General features: G+C 48.3%; 14 protein-coding genes. 8 read left to right on the forward strand and 6 right to left on the reverse strand.

Annotation, left to right across the window (positions count from 1 at the left end):
• Positions 1-511: 511 nt before the first annotated feature.
• From ACOSVP_RS11050 to dksA, 3 genes are all read right to left on the reverse strand, one after another.
• Positions 512-1,936: a sigma-54-dependent transcriptional regulator gene (locus ACOSVP_RS11050; RefSeq protein ID WP_487347563.1), complete on the reverse strand. Its 1,425-nt coding sequence runs from the start codon at positions 1,934-1,936 to the stop codon at positions 512-514.
• A 65-nt stretch (positions 1,937-2,001) separates the two neighbouring features.
• Entirely contained in the window at positions 2,002-2,883 is an 882-nt protein-coding gene (gene gluQRS, locus ACOSVP_RS11055; protein WP_487347564.1) for a tRNA glutamyl-Q(34) synthetase GluQRS, read from the reverse strand.
• A 3-nt stretch (positions 2,884-2,886) separates the two neighbouring features.
• Positions 2,887-3,321 (reverse strand): RNA polymerase-binding protein DksA, encoded by a 435-nt coding sequence (gene dksA / locus ACOSVP_RS11060; RefSeq protein ID WP_487347565.1) that lies wholly within the window; start codon positions 3,319-3,321, stop codon positions 2,887-2,889.
• A gap of 168 nt (positions 3,322-3,489) precedes the next feature.
• On the opposite strand from dksA, the gene ACOSVP_RS11065 reads away from it, so the two are divergent.
• On the forward strand, positions 3,490-4,650 hold the full coding sequence (locus ACOSVP_RS11065) for an aminotransferase class I/II-fold pyridoxal phosphate-dependent enzyme (RefSeq protein ID WP_487347566.1): 1,161 nt from the start codon (positions 3,490-3,492) through the stop codon (positions 4,648-4,650).
• Positions 4,651-4,767: 117 nt separating this feature from the next.
• A complete protein-coding gene (locus tag ACOSVP_RS11070; protein ID WP_487347567.1) occupies positions 4,768-5,190 on the forward strand; it encodes an RDD family protein in 423 nt (140 codons plus the stop codon).
• A gap of 19 nt (positions 5,191-5,209) precedes the next feature.
• Here the strand turns inward: ACOSVP_RS11070 and lptG are convergent, their stop codons facing one another.
• A complete protein-coding gene (lptG, locus tag ACOSVP_RS11075) occupies positions 5,210-6,271 on the reverse strand; it encodes an LPS export ABC transporter permease LptG (protein WP_487347568.1) in 1,062 nt (353 codons plus the stop codon).
• A complete protein-coding gene (lptF, locus tag ACOSVP_RS11080) occupies positions 6,264-7,379 on the reverse strand; it encodes an LPS export ABC transporter permease LptF (protein ID WP_487347569.1) in 1,116 nt (371 codons plus the stop codon). Before lptF ends, lptG begins: the two co-directional genes overlap by 8 nt.
• 128 nt (positions 7,380-7,507) lie before the next feature.
• Between lptF and ACOSVP_RS11085 the strand changes: the two genes are divergently transcribed.
• The 4 genes from ACOSVP_RS11085 (at position 7,508) to ACOSVP_RS11100 (ending at position 12,981) form a co-directional block, all read left to right on the forward strand.
• On the forward strand, positions 7,508-8,965 hold the full coding sequence (locus ACOSVP_RS11085) for a leucyl aminopeptidase (RefSeq protein ID WP_487347570.1): 1,458 nt from the start codon (positions 7,508-7,510) through the stop codon (positions 8,963-8,965).
• A gap of 296 nt (positions 8,966-9,261) precedes the next feature.
• Complete coding sequence (locus tag ACOSVP_RS11090) at positions 9,262-9,801, forward strand: hypothetical protein (RefSeq protein ID WP_487347571.1); 540 nt, start codon at positions 9,262-9,264, stop codon at positions 9,799-9,801.
• 86 nt (positions 9,802-9,887) lie between these two features.
• On the forward strand, positions 9,888-12,671 hold the full coding sequence (locus tag ACOSVP_RS11095) for a valine--tRNA ligase (protein ID WP_487347572.1): 2,784 nt from the start codon (positions 9,888-9,890) through the stop codon (positions 12,669-12,671).
• 67 nt (positions 12,672-12,738) lie between these two features.
• Positions 12,739-12,981: a cold-shock protein gene (locus ACOSVP_RS11100; protein ID WP_487347573.1), complete on the forward strand. Its 243-nt coding sequence runs from the start codon at positions 12,739-12,741 to the stop codon at positions 12,979-12,981.
• 54 nt (positions 12,982-13,035) lie between these two features.
• Here the strand turns inward: ACOSVP_RS11100 and ACOSVP_RS11105 are convergent, their stop codons facing one another.
• Positions 13,036-13,449: a CBS domain-containing protein gene (locus ACOSVP_RS11105; protein WP_487347574.1), complete on the reverse strand. Its 414-nt coding sequence runs from the start codon at positions 13,447-13,449 to the stop codon at positions 13,036-13,038.
• 48 nt (positions 13,450-13,497) lie between these two features.
• On the opposite strand from ACOSVP_RS11105, the gene tadA reads away from it, so the two are divergent.
• Together tadA and purL are read left to right on the forward strand one after the other, a co-directional pair.
• A complete protein-coding gene (tadA, locus tag ACOSVP_RS11110; RefSeq protein ID WP_487347575.1) occupies positions 13,498-14,034 on the forward strand; it encodes a tRNA adenosine(34) deaminase TadA in 537 nt (178 codons plus the stop codon).
• Between the two features lie 104 nt (positions 14,035-14,138).
• On the forward strand, positions 14,139-18,035 hold the full coding sequence (purL, locus tag ACOSVP_RS11115; protein ID WP_487347576.1) for a phosphoribosylformylglycinamidine synthase: 3,897 nt from the start codon (positions 14,139-14,141) through the stop codon (positions 18,033-18,035).
• The last annotated feature ends 245 nt before the right edge of the window (positions 18,036-18,280 follow it).

Consider the following 18,280-nt stretch of genomic DNA (forward strand, 5'->3'; position numbering starts at 1 on the left):
TCTACACGGGTAGGGTAGAAGATACACGATAAAGAGAGACTGAATTGGATTTAGCTGGGAAAAGTCGAGAAAGGGTTATTACATAGATAAGCGAAAATAAAATAATCGCTTTGGATACATCGAAGATACTAGTTCCGAAAACAAAGTTCGTGCTGCTTCTGCAGTTCTACTCAATTTTTATTTTTATTATTGCAATGTTTTCATCGCCTAACGGCTTGTATATCTAAAAAAATCAATTATCCAAAGCGATCTTTCCATCCGCAGCCTCAGGTTTTATTTTTATTTGAAGAGGCTACGGTGTTCCTTTTATTTTATTTTTATTTGAAGGAACGTACACAATGATTAACTTATTTTTATTATCGTCAATCTTGTTATCGTTGTGTCCTTTATAAGGCATTTGTTGTGCCAATTTTTTCAAAATACTGAAAAGTAAGGATTTTTTAAAAATGTTGTGCACTTTTTTTACGATATTGATAGGTTTTGTTGGGTAATATCGTATCAAGTGTTACTTTTATTCTGTTACTTTTCTGGGCACACCAAGTTTTTGGCGTCGTTCCCAAAGGCTTTTTCGAGAGATGCCCAGAGACTGTGCAAGCTGTGTTTCGGTCATTTTATGTTGGTGCGTTAACACAAAGTGCTTGAAGTAATCGTCGAGCGTCGTGCCTTCAATGGCAAATTGAGGAGAACTTTCTGAGGTGGCGCCAGTGTGCACCTCTTTTGTTACCGTTATATGACTGTCCTTGGTCTTGAGCTTAAGATTGCTGGCTTCAAGCTTACCTTCTGGGCTAAGAATAATAGCCCGTTCTAGGGCGTTTTCCAGTTCCCTGACGTTGCCAGGCCAGGTGTGCTCGCGAATCGCTTTATCAAAGGCTTTGCTGTAGGTCGGCACGGGCTTGTCGTGCTTCTTACAGGCTTTCTCTAGTAATGTCTTGGCAATCAACGAGATATCTTCACCGCGCTCACGTAGGGCTGGAACAGTCAATTCCATCACATAGAGGCGGTAATACAAGTCTTCTCGGAACATGCCGTTCTGAACCATTTGCAGCAGGTTTCTATGGGTCGCCGTCACGAGGCGGATATCCACCTGAGTCGAGGTGACAGCACCGACACGGCGAATCTCCCCTTCTTGTAAGACGCGTAGCAAGCGGGCTTGGGCTTCTAGTGGCAGCTCACCGATCTCATCGAGGAAAAGCGTGCCTTTGTCGGCAGCGACAATCAGGCCATCGCGTGCGGACACCGCACCGGTAAAGGCGCCTTTCTCATGACCAAATAGTTCGGACTCGATTAGATTTTCTGGAATCGCCGCACAGTTGACGCTAATAAGGGCGTTGTTTTTGCGCTTCGAAAGATTATGAATCGATTTGGCGACCAGCTCTTTACCGGTACCAGATTCCCCGTGAATTAACACGGTCGCGTTGGTTTTGGCGACCTTTTGTAATTCATCAAACAGTATATGCATGGCGGGGCTGTCGCCAATAATGCCGCTTTCAGGAGAGCCGAGAGTTGGCTCGCTGGACTTGTTGGATTGTTCGGCAAATAAACTGATCTCACCAGCGCTGCCTGTTTTCAGTTCTGTTGACTTGTTGCCACTGCGCTTGGGTTTTTCCAAGGCTTCAATCACTTGCGCGAGTACCGTATCTGGATCAGTCGGCAGAGGAATAAAGTAATTGGCACCCTTGGCCATGTATTCTATGGCGCTATTAAGGCTTGGGCGTTGGTCGAAAATAATAAAGGTTTGTTGGCTGATTTTGGCCAAGGATTCGTCGGGGGCGACATCGGCGTCCACTAACAGCAGCTCGAAGTCATCCAGCTCGTAGTACTTGATGGCCTGCTCAATAGTCTGGCTAATGTTGACGTGAAAGCCATTACGGCTTAACCAGCGATCGACTTCTTTAAGTGGCGAGTTATCCCCACAAATCACCATTACGTGATACATCCTGTCACCCCTTGTAACTTGGTGTAACGATTATACTCACTTTAAAGGTGTGTGCGAGTGCTGGTTTAGCGTATCAGTGGTTGGTCGTTGTCGATCAAAGAAAGCGTTGCTTGGCGTAGCTGTGTCCGTTGCCAACGCTCACTGGCCCATTCTAATAAGGTCCCTAGGCGGTAGTCGTTAGGAACGTCCTGAAAGCCTAAATAATGTAGCACTCGTTGCAAGACTTGCGGCTCGCCGTTAGGAATGGCTTTGGCATGGTTTTGCTTACTGATCTTATCGCCATGTTCATTGACGATCAGCGGTAGATGGCAGAGTTCAGGCGCTTGCCAGCCAAACTGTTGGTAGAGCCACAGTTGCTGACCGGTCGTTTCAAGCAAATCGGCACCGCGCACAATATGGCTGATGTTCTGTAAGTGATCGTCCACTACCACGGCCAATTGGTAAGAAAAGTAATCGTCCTTGCGCTTTAATACCGGATGATTCAATGGCTGGCTAACATCAAAGTACTGCGGTCCTTGAATTGGATCGACAAATTCATAGAGGCCTTGATCGCATTGCGCGCGCCAAGAGTGTGGCGTCAGGGTGTCACTATGACAGCGCGTCGGATGTAGGCCCTGTGTGGCTTTTAAAGAGGCTCGGGTGCATTGGCAGGGATAAGCCAGATTTTGCTCAATCAGCTGTTCTAAATAGTGCTGATACAGATCGTAACGTTCAGACTGGATAACAATCGTTTCGTCTGAAAATAACTCGTAGCTGTGTAGGGTGCTGATGATGGCTTGTTGGTAAGCGGTAGAGCAGCGTGTGCCGTCCACATCTTCGATACGAATTAACCAAGTGCCTTGTTGTTGGCGTGCGTCAAGATAACTAGCAACGGCACTGAGTAGAGAGCCAAAATGAAGTGGGCCGGTTGGCGAAGGCGCAAACCGGCCGCGATAAGCAGAGGGCATGAATTAACCGCCGATTTGCTTCTCTTTAATTTCTGCTAGTGTCTTACAGTCGATACACATGGTCGCTGTAGGACGAGCTTCTAGGCGACGGATACCGATTTCGATACCACACTCATCACAGAAACCGTAGTCGTCTTCGTTGATGCGTTCGATAGTTTGGTTAATCTTTTTAACCAATTTACGCTCACGGTCACGGGCACGCAGCTCTAGGCTAAATTCTTCTTCTTGGCTGGCACGATCGTTTGGATCGGCATAGTTCACCGCTTCTTCTTGTAAGTTGTGTACTGTGCGATCAACCTCTTCCATTAGGTTTTGCTTCCAGTTGAGAAGGATGCTTCTAAAATGCGCCAATTGTTGTTCGTTCATGTACTCTTCACCTTCCGCCGCAACGTAAGGTGTAAAGTCTTTCATCAATGATTCAGGATTTTTACTTGGCATAGTCTTGCCTCACTTCCCAGGTGTCCTTGTGGTAACCTGTTTACATTAAGTTAAAGTGGTTTAAATTTTTCGGGCGGAAACTTATCAGATAATTTGTGCCAGAACCACATTTTTTGCGCAAAAACTTTATTCTTTTGCCGCGCATTTTTAAGGATTTTAGAGATTAGTATGCAGACTTTAGCCAAACGCGTCGAGCAAATTGCCCCTTTTCAAGTCATGGCCGTGATGGAGCGAGCGAAGCAACTTCAAGCCGCTGGAAAAGACGTGATTCACCTAGAAGTGGGGGAGCCGGACTTTACGGCGCCGGCGGCCGTAAACGAAGCGGGTATGGCCGCTATTCGTGAAGGGAAGACGGGTTATACGGCAGCGACAGGTTTGCCGGAACTGCGTCAAGCAATCAGCGATTTCTATCTTGAGCGCTATGATGTGAAGGTGGCGTCACAGCGTATTATTGTGACGCCTGGTGCGTCTGGTGCCTTGCTGCTATTAAGCTCTTTGATGGCGGAAGTGGGTTCTGAAGTGCTGATGCCAGATCCTTGTTACCCTTGTAATCGCCACTTTTTATTACAGGTCGGTGCGCAAGCACGTATGCTGGAATGTTTCAGTGAAAACAACTTTGAAATCGACTTGGATACGCTGGCAGAGCAATGGCAAGCACAAACTACGGGGCTTTGGCTGGCATCACCTGCGAATCCAACCGGTTCGGTATTGTCCGTAGACTACATTGCCAAAGCCTGGGAGATTGTTCAGCGACAGGGCGGCCACTTGTTGGTGGATGAAATCTATCAAGGCTTGGTCTTTGAAGGTGAAGACTTTACGGCATTAAGTGTCAGTGATGACATTTTTGTAGTGAACAGTTTCTCGAAATACTTTGCTATGACGGGCTGGCGTTTAGGTTGGATTGTGGTGCCTGAATGGGCCATTGAGGGTGCAACTAAACTGGCACAAAACCTATTTATTTCGGCACCTTCGATTGCTCAACATGCAGCACTGCGAGCTTTCCAGCCTGATGTGTTAGCAGAGTGCGAGCAACGTCGTCAAACCTTGGCGGAACGTCGTCAGACCTTGATTAATGGTTTGGAAAAGCTGGGGCTGCCGATTGCCTCAGCTCCGCAGGGGGCCTTTTATGTTTATGTGGATGTGTCGAGCATTACTACGGATGCCATGCAGTGGTGCTTGGCATTATTGCAAACAGAGTTTGTCGCGCTGACGCCGGGGGCGGATTTTGGCATGAAGGACGCCCATCAATATGTGCGCTTTGCTTACACCTGTGATTCTAAGCGCATTGAGCAAGCCTTAGAGCGTATTGCGCGTTTTATACAGGCTTAACGTTTTATTGACCTCAATCGTGTTCTGTTGAGGTTTTCCAAAAGCTACTTCAAATGCGCATTATTACTCTGCATTATAGCTTTCACTGTGATAAGCATGGGAAAGTGAAGAGTAACAATGCGCAAAGTTCATTTATGGCGTCGCTTAGCGGCGGCGTTCTACGATTCTCTACTATTAATTGCCTTGTATTTCCTAGTGGGCTGGATCGCTGTTATGGCCAATGAAGGGGAGGCCGTTCAAGGCGCCTGGCTATTTTGGTTGCTGCTATTGATTGCTTGGGGCTTCTTTGTGAAATTCTGGCGTTACCCAGGGCAAACGTTGGGGATGCAGGTATGGAAGTTTCGTGTGGTGCAAGAAAACGGTGCGCCAGTGACAATGCGCCAAGCGACCGCGCGTTATGTGTTTGCCTTGGTGTCGTGGGGATGCTTTGGTTTGGGGTTTTTGTGGGCGCTAATCGATAAGAATCAACAGACTTGGCACGATAAGTTGTCGCAGACCCGTTTAGAGTTTATCGATCATAAACAACGCAACCTGTCTTAGGTTGCGTTGTTTTTTGCTGTTAGTGACGGCGTTTCAAGAGATAAAGACCAATCGTGAAACAGACCAGAATTGGCAGCAAAATCCCCAGTAATGGTGGTAGTGAGCTGACCAAGCTTAAGCGACCCATAATATAGAGGGTGTTTTGGAAGGCTAGACCAATCAACACACCCGAGAAAATGCGTCCTCCCATGGTCGACGAACGCAACGGCCCGAAGACGGTCGAAATGGCGACGATAACCAAGGCTAGCGAGGAGAGTGGGCGGAAAATCTTGCTCCAAAAAGACAGTTCATAATCCCCTGGGTTTAGCCCTTGCTCCTTCAAAAAGCTCGAATACTGATACAGTTGTGTCAGCGACAAGCTGTCCGGTTCTTGGGTCGACAGATAGAGGTAGTCGGCTTTTAACGAAGAGTACCATTCTTGCGTGTCAGCTTGGCTTATAGTGACGCGATCACCACCAAAGCTAGTGGTCGAAATGTCATGTAATGTCCAAGTGTTTTCCGATTCTTGTGTCGCGCTACGAGCAGTATGAATGGCTTGTAACGTGTCGCCTTCACGATCGTAAATGGTGATGTTGTAGAGGCTGCCTTGGCGATCAGCGGCATCAATGTAGACATAGTCGCCATTAGTCTTTAGCCAACTGCCACCGGTGATGGCAAAGTTGCTGTTCACGCCTACTTGTAACTTATCCACTAGATTGGCTTTTTGTTCTGCAATCGGTGAGACAAACTCTGCGACTAATAAGCCTGCTAACGCAAGAGCTAGCACTGGTTTGCAAGCAGCAAAGCCTAGGCGCCATAGCGGTACCCCCGCCGCACGCATCACGGTAATCTCAGAGGTTGAAGCCAAAGCCCCTAGTCCCACCAAGGTGCCGATCAAAGATGCAACGGGTAAGTATTCTGCTAATTTGCCTGGGATGCGTAGTCCCAATACTTGGATCAAGGTGGTGGTCGTGTATTGGTCGTTTACCTTTTTTACTTCCTCAATAAAAGTAATGGCAAAGTCCAGTCCTAGTAATACAAACGCCACCAAGCAAACCGCCAAGAAAACGCTCATGCCCACGTAGTTGTCTAGTTTACGCATGACGGCCTCCTGATGCTTTTGGTAGTCGGGCGGCTTTACGTGAGAACGCCTGGTTAAACAATAGGAAGGTATAGGTAGCGATCATGATAAAGGCCGCATGTACCCACCACAGCCCAAGTTGTACAGGGATGGTTTGTTTTTCGATGGCGGTACGTCCCCAAATCAATAAGCCCAAGTAGGTGATTAGCAATACGATCGCTGGCAGCATTTTAAAGAAACGGCCTTGGCGTGGATTCACCTGACTCAGGGATAAACCGATAATCGCCAGAATAGGCACCATGATCACTAGACTAATACGCCATTGCAGTTCTGCGACCAGCTTGGGATCGGTGGCATTTAATAAGGATAGGGTCGATTGCGCTTCTTCTGCAGTGATCTCACTGGGTGGCGTGTCTTCAATACGCAACGCATAGGTATCAAAGGTAGTGACCGTGTAGTTGCCGGTGCCGGGTTTACCTTGGTAGCGTACGCCGTCTTTTAATACCAGGTATTGCAATCCGTCGTGCTCAGCGAAACGTACTAACTCCCCATAGCGTGCCAATGTTTGCGTCGGCACCAGCTGATGATTTTTAGTGGTGTAGTCGGAGACAAACATGTTTTCCATCCAGCCTTCATTATCAGTGAAGTTCTCGATGTAGGTGGCGCGTTGACCTGAGCCTTCGAATTTACCGGGTTGGAGGAAATCAAATGCAGTCAGTTGATCCTGTGCTTGAGTGATTTCTTGAGCCTTGTATTCAAAGGTTGGCGACAGCCAAAAGTTGATGCAAGCGGATAGGGCCGTTACAAAAAGTGCAATACCAAGGGTGTAACCTGCGAGTTTGATTTTGCTGACACCGCTGGCGAACAAAATCGACATTTCGTTTTCAATGTACAAGCGGCCGTAGGCCAGCAGTAATGACAGGAAGAAGGCTAACGGTAAAATAACCTGAATAAAGCTTGGGACGTGTAGGCCTAATAAGATGAATAGGAAGTCAAAGCTCATGCGGCCATCAGCGACGCGACCTAGATAGTTAAAGATGCGTCCGCTTAAAATGACAAGAAGTAAGATGAGGGTCACCGCTGCGGTTGACACCAACACTTCTTTAGCCAAGTATCTGAATAGTTTCAAAGGAACCTCTACTGGAGTTCTAGCGTGACTTCAGGTGATCGCTACTAAAAATTAAACGGCCAATATTATCTCGTTAGTTGCCGTAGGTAGCCAGTATTTTAGAAAGATTATTGAATTGGATGGGAAATATGAAAACACAATTGTTCAACAATGTTGCTGACGTGCAAGCAGACCTGCTTGTGGTATTTGTTCCAAGTGAAGGGGATTTGCCTGCAGCGACGGCACAAGCAGACGAAAAAGTGAACGGTCAAATTGCCGCACTTCGTGAACAAACCGTTTTCAAAGGTTCAGTAGCACAAACCTTGTTGCTACCAAGCGTAACAGATGGTCAGCCTGCGCTATTGTTGGTTGGTACGGGCAAAGATGCCTTATCTGATATGAATGTTAAGAAAGTGGCTGCAGCGGTGGGCGCGCAAATCAAAGCTCTGCCATACGCCAATGTAGCTGTGGCAGCGAGCGGCCTATCGGTAAAAGACCGTTCCGCGGACAACATCACGACTTTGCTGGGTCAGTGGCTAAATGAAGCCTTTTACGAATTCCTTGGCTTTAAACAGTCTGATGCTGAGAAGGTAAACAAAGTTGAAACGCTGCAAATCGAAGGCAGCAACGAAGATGCCTTAAAAGTGGGTGTGGCGACGGCAGCTGGTTCTGCTTTCACGCGTCAATTGGGTAACCTGCCTGGCAACGTTTGTACGCCAGCTTACCTTGCTTCGAAAGCACAGCAATTGGGTGAAGACTACGGCATCGAAGTGGAGTTGCTAGACGAAACTAAGATGGATGAACTAGGCATGCACTGTCTATTGTCGGTTGGCCGTGGTAGTGATCAACCAAGTTACCTAATCGTGATGCATTACCGTGGCGGCAAAGAAGATGAAGCGCCGCATGTATTGCTAGGTAAGGGTATTACCTTTGACACCGGCGGTATTTCATTAAAGCCAGGCGCGAAAATGGATGAGATGAAATACGACATGTGTGGCGCGGCCAGCGTGTTTGGTACCATGAAAGCCATCTGTGAGCTTAAGCCAGCGCTAAACTTCACGGCTGTGATTGCTGCCGCAGAAAATATGCCAAGCGGTCGAGCAACCAAGCCAGGTGACATCGTGAAAACCATGTCCGGTAAAACGGTGGAAGTGTTGAACACCGATGCCGAAGGTCGTTTGGTACTGTGTGATGCATTGACTTACATCGAACGTTTTAAGCCTCAATCGGTGGTCGACATTGCCACCCTAACCGGCGCTTGTATCGTTGCGCTAGGTAGTGTGAACTCTGGTATGTACGCTAACAAACAAGAGGTGGCGGATGCACTGAAAGCGGCTAGTAAAGAAGCCGCCGATAAACTATGGCAAATGCCGCTAGATGAAGAATACCAACAGCAACTCGACAGTAACTTTGCTGACATGGGCAATATCGGTGGTCCAGAGGCGGGTTCTGTGACAGCGGCATGTTTCTTGTCGCGCTTTACTGAAAGCTACCCTTGGGCACACTTGGATATCGCTGGTACCGCATGGGCTGGTGGCGCGAGCAAAGGTGCGAGTGGTCGTCCTGTGGGTTTGTTGACTCAGTATCTATTGAGTAAAGCTAACTAATTGCTTTTAAAGTATTTAAAAGCCCTGCCGTAATTGATTGCGGTGGGGCTTTTTGCTTTTACGGGTCATTGGTCACCTTGTAGGGTGGTTAGCTCAGTGAAATGTGCGCCTCTGTATCTAATGGCTATGAAATGTTAGGTATAGATTTCGTCGATCGATCCTGACGCGACATAGGGTAGACTTTTGTTGGCGTCAGTGCGAAAGTTGTACAACTTGATCGTTTTCTAACGGGATAATCAGTGGCTGTGAATGGCCTCTGACCATGCTGATTAACTTGGCTTTGATTGTGGTTTCTTATGTCTGATGTGCTTTCTGATGCTCAAATGTATTTGTCTGAGCCGGACGAAACAGTCCTAACAGCTGCGCTGCGCAATAAAGATGACATTCCTATTCTGATGGATGTTGTCGGCGCGGACGAGGTTTCTACGCCTATTAGTCAAGAAATGCACCTTAAGAATTTGCTCTCGGGAGAGAAGCGAGTTCCGCACCCTGAAGCGCAAGCGCCGCAGGTGCATCAGGCTTCTCAGGTTCACAATGCGGCTGTTGAGCAGACAGTATCGGCCAAGTCAGCAACGCACTTTAAGTACGAACCACCTGAAACCAAAAAGGCCGAATTTCACTACGAGCCACCTGAAGAAACGGCGGCCGTTGTCGCAGAGGCGGTTACAAAAACCGTCCATCAAACAGCTGAAAAAGTCACCGCAGCGCCGCAAGCGCCCAGTAAACAGGATCAATCTCAGTTGATTGCCGCGGCGATTCGTACGGTATTGGAGCGTCGTTTGCCTACCCTGGTCGCTGAAGTCATGACAGAAATCTCAAAACGAAAAGGCCAGTAGGTCTTTCGTGACTTTCTCGGTCGTCGCGTAAGCGGTATAATTCCCACAACTTAATTTTTGCCATCCAAGAGCTTTAAGACACCATAATGGAAAAGACTTACCAACCTCAAAGTATCGAACAGCCGATTTACACGCGCTGGGAAGAAAATAATTACTTCGCACCTAAGGGTGACGGCACGCCATTCTCGATCATGATTCCGCCGCCGAACGTCACAGGTAGTCTGCACATGGGCCACGCGTTCCAGCACAGTTTGATGGACGCTATGATTCGTCGTGCGCGTATGCAAGGCAAACGCACATTGTGGCAGCCAGGTAGCGACCACGCTGGTATCGCAACGCAGATGGTGGTTGAGCGTCAATTGGCAGCACAAAACCTAACGCGTACTGAATTAGGCCGTGAAAAGTTCCTAGAAAAAGTATGGGAATGGAAAGGTCAGTCAGGCGGCACTATCTCTGATCAGATGCGCGTTTTGGGTGACTCGGTGGATTGGAGTAAAGAGCGCTTCACCATGGACCCTGGTATGTCTGCAGCGGTACAAGAAGTGTTTGTACGCTTGTTTGACGAAGGCATCATTTACCGTGGTCAGCGCCTAGTCAACTGGGATCCAAAACTGCACACCGCTATTTCTGACCTAGAAGTACTGTCAGAAGAAGAAAATGGCTTTATGTGGCACTTTCGTTACCCACTAGCGGATGGCGTAAAAACAGCGGATGGCAAAGATTACATTGTCGTGGCGACAACGCGTCCAGAAACCATGCTTGGTGACTCGGCCGTGGCGGTGGCACCAGATGATGAGCGTTACGCTGCGTTGGTTGGCAAAGAAATCATTCTGCCGCTTGTTGGTCGTCGTATTCCAATCGTTGCTGATGAGTACGTTGATAAAGAGTTCGGTACAGGCTGTGTGAAAATTACTCCAGCCCACGACTTTAACGACTACGAAGTCGGTAAGCGTCATAACCTACCAATGATCAACATCTTTACCGATGATGCGTCGATCAATAACGAAGCGCCAGAAAAATACCGTGGTCTAGATCGTTTTGATGCCCGTAAAGTGATCGTGCAAGATTTCGAAGACCTAGGTCTTCTAGAAAAAATTGCTGACCACAAATTGAAAGTGCCACGCAGCGAACGTGGTAATACCGTGGTTGAACCATACCTAACGAAGCAGTGGTATGTGGCGGTAGAAAGTCTAGCCAAACCAGCGATTGAAGCGGTTGAAAACGGTGACATTCAATTCGTACCTAAGCAGTGGGAAAACACTTACTTTGCTTGGATGCGTGATCTACAAGATTGGTGTATCTCGCGTCAGCTTTGGTGGGGCCACCAAATCCCAGCTTGGTACGACGCAGAAGGTAACTTCTACGTAGGTCAAGACGAAGCAACAGTGCGTACTAAGTACAACCTAGCGGCAGATCTTGAACTGACTCAAGATGAAGACGTACTAGATACTTGGTTCTCGTCTGCACTGTGGACCTTTGCAACGCAAGGTTGGCCAGAGCAAACCGAAGACCTAGATCTATTTGGTGAATCAGACGTTCTAGTAACGGGCTTTGACATCATTTTCTTCTGGGTTGCTCGTATGATCATGATGACCCTGAAATTCACTAACAAAGTACCGTTCAAAACGGTTTACATCACAGGTCTGATCCGTGACGAGCGCGGCGACAAGATGTCGAAGTCGAAAGGTAACGTAATCGATCCACTGGATTTGATTAACGGTATCGACCTAGACGCTCTGGTAGCGAAGCGTACTTACGGCATGATGCAGCCACGTCTTGCTGAGAAAGTTGAGAAGAACACGCGCGAAACCTACCCAGAAGGTATGCCTGCTTACGGTACCGATGCGCTACGTTTCACGCTGTGCTCGCTAGCGTCAGGTGGTCGTGACATCAAGTTCGACCTTAACCGTTTAGAAGGTTACCGCAACTTCTGTAACAAGATCTGGAACGCAGCACGCTACGTGTTAATGAACACAGAAGGCCAAGATTGCGCGCAAAACGGTGGTGAAGTTGAGCTATCGCTAGCAGATAAGTGGATTATTTCCCGTCTACAACACGCTGAAGATGCAGTAAACAAAGCCTACGAGACGCACCGTTTTGATTTGGCGGCGCAAGCTGTTTACGAATTCATGTGGCATGAATACTGTGACTGGTACCTAGAGCTGTCTAAGCCGGTTCTTTGGGACGAGAACGCCACGCCTGCACAGCTAGCGGGTACACGTCGTACCTTGGTTTGTGTATTGGAAGCCTTCCTACGTCTTGCGCACCCAATGATGCCGTTTATCACCGAAGAAATCTGGCAGCGTGTTGCACCGCTAGCTGGCGAAACGGGTGAGACGGTGATGGTTAAGTCTTTCCCAGAAGCTGAAGAAGCGAAGAAAGACGCTGCGGCGGAAGCGGACGTTGAATGGCTAAAAGGTGTGATCGAAGGCATTCGTAATATCCGTGGTGAGATGAACATTGCACCGTCTAAGCCGCTAGAGATTTTCTTCCGTAACGGTTCCGAGCTAGATAAAACTCGTATGGAAGCGAACTTAGCGTTCCTAGAGAAATTGGCGAAAATTGCCTCTATCACTTGGCTAGAAGCGGGTGCGGAAGCACCAATGTCAGCTACTGCCCTAGTGGGTGAAATGGAAGTATTGGTGCCAATGGCGGGTCTAATCGATAAAGAAGCAGAGCTTGCGCGTCTGCAAAAAGAAATCGATAAGGCAAGCAAAGATCTACAGCGTATCGAAGGCAAGCTAGGCAACGAGTCATTTGTTGCCAAAGCGCCAGCGGATGTCGTAGAGAAAGAAAAAGCCAAGTGCGAAGATCTGAAGTCAGTCGTTGCTCGTCTAGAAGAGCAAAAGGCGAGCATCGCGTCTTTGTAACAACGGTCGGCTCTAGTCTGTAAATAGACTAGAGCAATTGGCTCAAAACAATAACAAGAGGTGGTCAATGGCAGAACGGTTTTTTGGTAAGGTGCGTTGGTTTAATGACACCAAAGGCATTGGCTTTATTAGGCGCGATGACTTACCGGATGTGTTTGTGCACTATAAATCGATTGTGTCAGAGGGGCATAAAACCCTGAAAAAGGGTCAATCTGTTAGCTTTGAAATTATGCAAACGGATTTTGGTCAGCAAGCTTCGCAAGTGATGCTTGAGAAGCGACCGCTACTGCAAAGTACTGATCAGTCCTGACTTCTTGTGAAAAAAAAACCAGCCTAGCGCTGGTTTTTTTACGTCTTGTATCAATTACTTCAACATGCTGTGTGCCAGTTTGACGAAGTCTACTGGGCTTAAAATGCCGACCAGCTTGCCATCTTCTACCACAGGTAAGCTACCGTATTTGTTTTCAATGAAAAACTCAGCTGCCGCTTTGAGCGACATGGTGGATTCGACGCTTAAGATTTCTTTGTTCATGGCGTTGCGTACTGGGGTTTGCTCTTCTTTCTTCTGTAGCTGCTGAGTGCCGAACTGGCTGACTAGGTAAAAGGCGTGTTTTAGGTATTCACGCTGAGTCAGCATGCCAAGACAATGGTTTTCGTCATCGACAATCGGTAGGTTGCGGATGTTCTTTTCCGCCATGAGTGCTTTGGCTTTGGCCAGTGAGTCGCTTTCTTTTAGCGTCACAAGATTGGTAATCATTAAATCGGCTACAGTTTGCACGCGTCGAACTCCTTGTATAATAGTTCTCCTGAGTTTAGGAGATTTGAAATGCCCAGTGCAATAGACCCGTGTCATTCACAGTTAGAGATAGACGAATATTGGATGGCCAAAGCGCTTGAGCTGGCTTGTGCTGCGGAAGCGGAAAGCGAAATTCCTGTTGGCGCGATTGTCGTATTAGATGGCGAAGTCATCGGTCAGGGGTTTAACTCCCCGATTCATACCTGTGACCCGACTGCTCATGCGGAAATTCAGGCAATTCGAGACGCCTGCAAAAATGTGAATAATTACCGTCTACCAGAGGCGACCTTATATGTCACGCTGGAGCCTTGTTCCATGTGTGCTGGGGCGATTGTGCACAGTCGTATTGCTCGTGTGGTGTATGGCGCGACCGAGCCAAAGAGCGGTGTCGTGGAAAGTCAGCAGCAGTTTTTCCTGCATAGCTTCTTAAATCACCGTGTCGAAGCCTTAGGTGGAGTGCTCGCGGAGCAAGCGAGCACTCAGCTTTCAAATTTTTTTCAGTATCGCCGCGAGCAAAAAAAACGGTTAAAACAACAGGCTAAGGCTCGAAATAACGACACTGAGTAAGGAAAGTCGCGATATTGCAAAGACTATACTGGCTTCAAAACGCCTCAATGATTTAAAATACGCGCAAATTTTTCCCCAAACTACCACATGAGGCAAAACTCGACATGCTGACTCTGCATGGTTCCGCGGCGCTTTCTGCGTTTCGCAAAGCTAAGCTTTTAGCAGGTCTACAAGATCTGTATCCATCTATCACAGATATCGATGCCCAGTTTCTACATTTTGTTGAGCTAAAGTCAGGTCAGGCGCTGACGGCTGAACAACAAGGCGTGCTAGAACAGGCTCTGACTTACGGGGCTAAGTCTGCGCCGATTCAAGTATCTGACAACTACGTATTGGTAGTGCCACGTCTTGGTACCATCTCTCCATGGTCTTCTAAAGCAACGGACATTCTGCATAACTGTGGTCTTGAGTTAGTAGAGCGCGTTGAGCGCGGTGTGCAATACTTTATCCACTCTAGCGAAGCATTCTCTGATGCACAGCGTAGTGACATTGCGGCGCTACTGCATGACCGTATGACAGAAAGCGTTTTGCTAGACGTTGCAGCGGCACAAACCATGTTCAGCCATGCAACACCAGCACCAATGAGCAGTGTTGATGTGTTAGGCGGCGGTCGCGATGCATTGGTAGAAGCTAACCAAAAACTTGGTCTAGCCTTGGCGGAAGACGAAATTGACTACTTGGTAGAGTCATTCAAAGAATTGGGTCGTAACCCAAATGACGTAGAGCTAATGATGTTTGCTCAAGCAAACTCTGAGCACTGCCGTCATAAGATCTTTAACGCTTCTTGGACGATCGATGGCGAAGAACAAGAGCGTTCTTTGTTCAAGATGATCAAGAATACCCACGAACATAACCCTGACGGTACTTTGTCTGCGTACAAAGACAACGCCGCGGTTATGGAAGGTCACAAAGCAGGCCGTTTCTTCCCGAACTCCGAAACTCGTGAATACGATTTCTCACAAGAGAACATCGATATTCTGATGAAGGTTGAAACTCACAACCACCCAACGGCAATTGCTCCATTTGCGGGTGCCGCGACCGGTTCTGGTGGTGAGATTCGTGACGAAGGCGCGACTGGTATCGGTGCTAAGCCGAAAGCAGGTCTAACAGGCTTTACGGTTTCTGACCTTAAAATCCCTGGTTTCGAGCAACCATGGGAAAGCCAATACGGCAAGCCAAGCCGCATCGTGACACCATTGGATATCATGATCGAAGGTCCTATCGGTGGCGCGGCATTTAACAACGAATTTGGTCGTCCTGCACTACTAGGTTACTTCCGTACTTTCGAGCAAAAAGTACAGGGTCCAACCGGTGACGAAGTGCGTGGTTACCACAAGCCAATCATGCTTGCGGGCGGTATCGGTAACATCCGTCGTGAGCACGTTGAAAAGAACGAGATCCAAGTCGGTTCTAAACTAGTGGTACTAGGTGGTCCTGCGATGTTGATCGGTCTTGGCGGTGGTGCAGCCTCTTCTATGGCGTCTGCTGACGGTAACGAAGACCTAGATTTTGCTTCGGTACAACGTGGTAACCCAGAAATGGAGCGCCGTTGTCAGGAAGTTATCGACCGTTGTTGGCAGCTTGGCGACAAGAACCCAATTAGCTTCATCCACGACGTGGGTGCCGGTGGTCTATCTAACGCCTTGCCAGAGCTTGTAAAAGACGGCGAGCGTGGTGGTAAGTTCGATCTACGTAAAGTATTGAACGACGAGCCAGGTATGTCACCACTAGAAATCTGGTGTAACGAATCTCAAGAACGCTACGTAATGGCGATCCCTGCTGACCGCATTGACGAGTTCGCAGCGATCTGTGAGCGTGAGCGTTGTCCATTTGCTGTGGTAGGTGAAGCGAAAGAAGAACTACATCTAGAAGTAGAAGATCCACACTTCGACAACAGCCCAGTTGATCTACCAATGTCTGTGCTGTTTGGTAAGCCACCTAAGATGCATCGTGAAGCTACTAAAGCAGACGTGAAAGGCGATGACTTTGACGGTTCTGACGTTGAATTGGCTGAAGCAGCGAAGCGCGTGCTTAGCCTTCCAACAGTTGCGTCTAAGAGCTTCTTGATCACCATCGGTGACCGTACTATCACAGGTATGGTGGCGCGTGATCAGATGGTGGGGCCATGGCAGGTGCCAGTAGCTGACGTTGCGGTAACGACTTCGTCACTAGATAGCTACACTGGTGAAGCAATGACCATGGGTGAGCGTACGCCTGCAGCACTATTGAATGCGCCAGCGTCTGGTCGCATGGCAGTAGGTGAAGCGCTAACCAACCTAGCGGCAGCGAAAATCACCAAACGTAACCACATTAAGCTATCTGCTAACTGGATGGCGGCTGCGGGTCACGCAGGTGAAGACGAGAAGCTATACCAAACGGTTAAAGCCGTAGGTATGGAGCTATGTCCTGCACTGGATATCGCGATCCCTGTGGGTAAAGACTCTATGTCGATGAAGACGGTATGGAAAGAAGACGGCGAAGAGAAAGCGGTTACTTCACCATTGTCTCTAGTGATTTCTGCCTTTGCGCCTGTGGAAGATGTTCGTAAGACTCTTACTCCTGAGCTTAAGAAAGCTGACAGCCAATTGATCCTTCTAGATCTTGGTGCGGGTCAAAACCGTCTAGGTGGTTCGGTACTTGCGCAAGTATTTAACAAAGTAAGTAACGCAACACCTGACGTAGACAGTGCTGCGGTGCTAGCGGGCTTCTTCGATACCACACAAGCGTTGAATGGCGAAGGCAAGCTGCTTTCTTACCACGACCGTTCCGACGGTGGTCTATTTGCAACACTGGTAGAGATGTCTTTTGCGAGCCACATTGGTCTAGATGTTGACCTAACAAACGTAGCTAAAGATAAAGCGTCTCTAGCAGCGGCATTGTTCAACGAAGAGCTAGGTGCGGTGATCCAAGTTGCGAACAGCGAAGTGGATACAGTACTAGCGGCTTACCAAGCGGCGGGTGTTTCTGCGACAGCGGTTGCAACACTAAACGATAGCGATACTTTGAACTTTGCTTTCCAAGGTGAGCAAGTGTTGTCACAAGATCGTGTCACTTGGCAGCGTACTTGGTCTGAAACAAGCTACCGTATCCAAGCGCTACGTGATAACCCAGAGTCAGCACAGCAAGAGTTCGATAACTTGCTTGATGCGAAAGATCCAGGTCTATCTGCGAGCCTAAGCTTTGATATCAATGCCGACGTTGCAGCGCCTTACATTAATACGGGTGTGAAACCTCGCATGGCCGTATTGCGTGAGCAGGGTGTAAACGGTCAAGTGGAAATGGCAGCAGCCTTCCATAAAGCTGGCTTCAATCCAGTTGACGTACACATGAGTGATATCCTGTCTGGTCGCGTTTCTCTAGAAGAATTCCACGGTCTAGTGGCTTGTGGTGGTTTCTCCTACGGTGACGTACTAGGTGCCGGTGAAGGTTGGGCGAAGTCTATCCTATTCAACGCACGTGCACGCGAGCAGTTCGAAGCCTTCTTCAACCGTCAAGAAACCTTCTCGCTAGGTATCTGTAACGGTTGTCAGATGCTATCTAACTTGCACGACCTGATCCCAGGTGCGCAAAACTGGCCGAAGTTCGTGCGTAACCAATCGGCACAGTTCGAAGCACGTCTAGTGCAAGTAGAAGTGAAACAGTCTAACTCTGTTCTTCTAGCGGATATGGCGGGGTCGATCATGCCGATCGCGGTTGCCCACGGTGAAGGTCACACGGAATACCGTGATGACGCACACAAAGGCATCCTTAAAGCGAATGGCCAAGTAGCACTGCAATTCGTGGATCACTACGGTCAAGCAACAGAGCGTTACCCATTCAACCCGAACGGTTCCTCTGAAGGTATCACGGGTGTAACGTCTGAAGATGGTCGTGTGACTATCATGATGCCTCACCCAGAGCGTGTTTACCGTGCGGTACAACACAGCTGGAAGCCAGAAGGCTGGCAAGAGCAAGGTCCTTGGTTGCGTTTATTCCAAAACGCACGCAAGTTCCTAGGCTAATCGCTTAGTAATAAAGTATTTAAAAGCCCGCTACGGATTTCCGTAGCGGGCTTTTTGGTTTTAGGGTCACGGCAACATAAAACCCCTCCCTAACCCTCCCCTTACTCTCTACAGAAGAAAGAGGGGAGGGGACGCGAATTATTTCAGCACTACAGAACCAGGCTCCTCCCCCTTATCAAGGGGGAGGCTGGGAGGGGGTTAAAGGTCTGGCAACCTCCACGGAAGGCCATTAAGAACTGTTTTGT

This window comes from Marinomonas sp. HM11-D, from assembly GCF_057626615.1.

Excerpts from the sequence above, each read along its gene's own strand:
- ACOSVP_RS11085 (WP_487347570.1), top strand. The coding sequence starts at position 7,508 with ATGAAAACACAATTGTTCAACAATGTTGCTGACGTGCAAGCAGACCTG.
- ACOSVP_RS11100 (WP_487347573.1), top strand. The coding sequence starts at position 12,739 with ATGGCAGAACGGTTTTTTGGTAAGGTGCGTTGGTTTAATGACACCAAA.
- dksA (WP_487347565.1), bottom strand. The coding sequence starts at position 3,321 with ATGCCAAGTAAAAATCCTGAATCATTGATGAAAGACTTTACACCTTAC.
- tadA (WP_487347575.1), top strand. The coding sequence starts at position 13,498 with ATGCCCAGTGCAATAGACCCGTGTCATTCACAGTTAGAGATAGACGAA.
- gluQRS (WP_487347564.1), bottom strand. The coding sequence starts at position 2,883 with ATGCCCTCTGCTTATCGCGGCCGGTTTGCGCCTTCGCCAACCGGCCCA.
- ACOSVP_RS11095 (WP_487347572.1), top strand. The coding sequence starts at position 9,888 with ATGGAAAAGACTTACCAACCTCAAAGTATCGAACAGCCGATTTACACG.
- ACOSVP_RS11065 (WP_487347566.1), top strand. The coding sequence starts at position 3,490 with ATGCAGACTTTAGCCAAACGCGTCGAGCAAATTGCCCCTTTTCAAGTC.
- lptG (WP_487347568.1), bottom strand. The coding sequence starts at position 6,271 with ATGCGTAAACTAGACAACTACGTGGGCATGAGCGTTTTCTTGGCGGTT.
- purL (WP_487347576.1), top strand. The coding sequence starts at position 14,139 with ATGCTGACTCTGCATGGTTCCGCGGCGCTTTCTGCGTTTCGCAAAGCT.
- ACOSVP_RS11070 (WP_487347567.1), top strand. The coding sequence starts at position 4,768 with ATGCGCAAAGTTCATTTATGGCGTCGCTTAGCGGCGGCGTTCTACGAT.
- ACOSVP_RS11050 (WP_487347563.1), bottom strand. The coding sequence starts at position 1,936 with ATGTATCACGTAATGGTGATTTGTGGGGATAACTCGCCACTTAAAGAA.
- ACOSVP_RS11090 (WP_487347571.1), top strand. The coding sequence starts at position 9,262 with ATGTCTGATGTGCTTTCTGATGCTCAAATGTATTTGTCTGAGCCGGAC.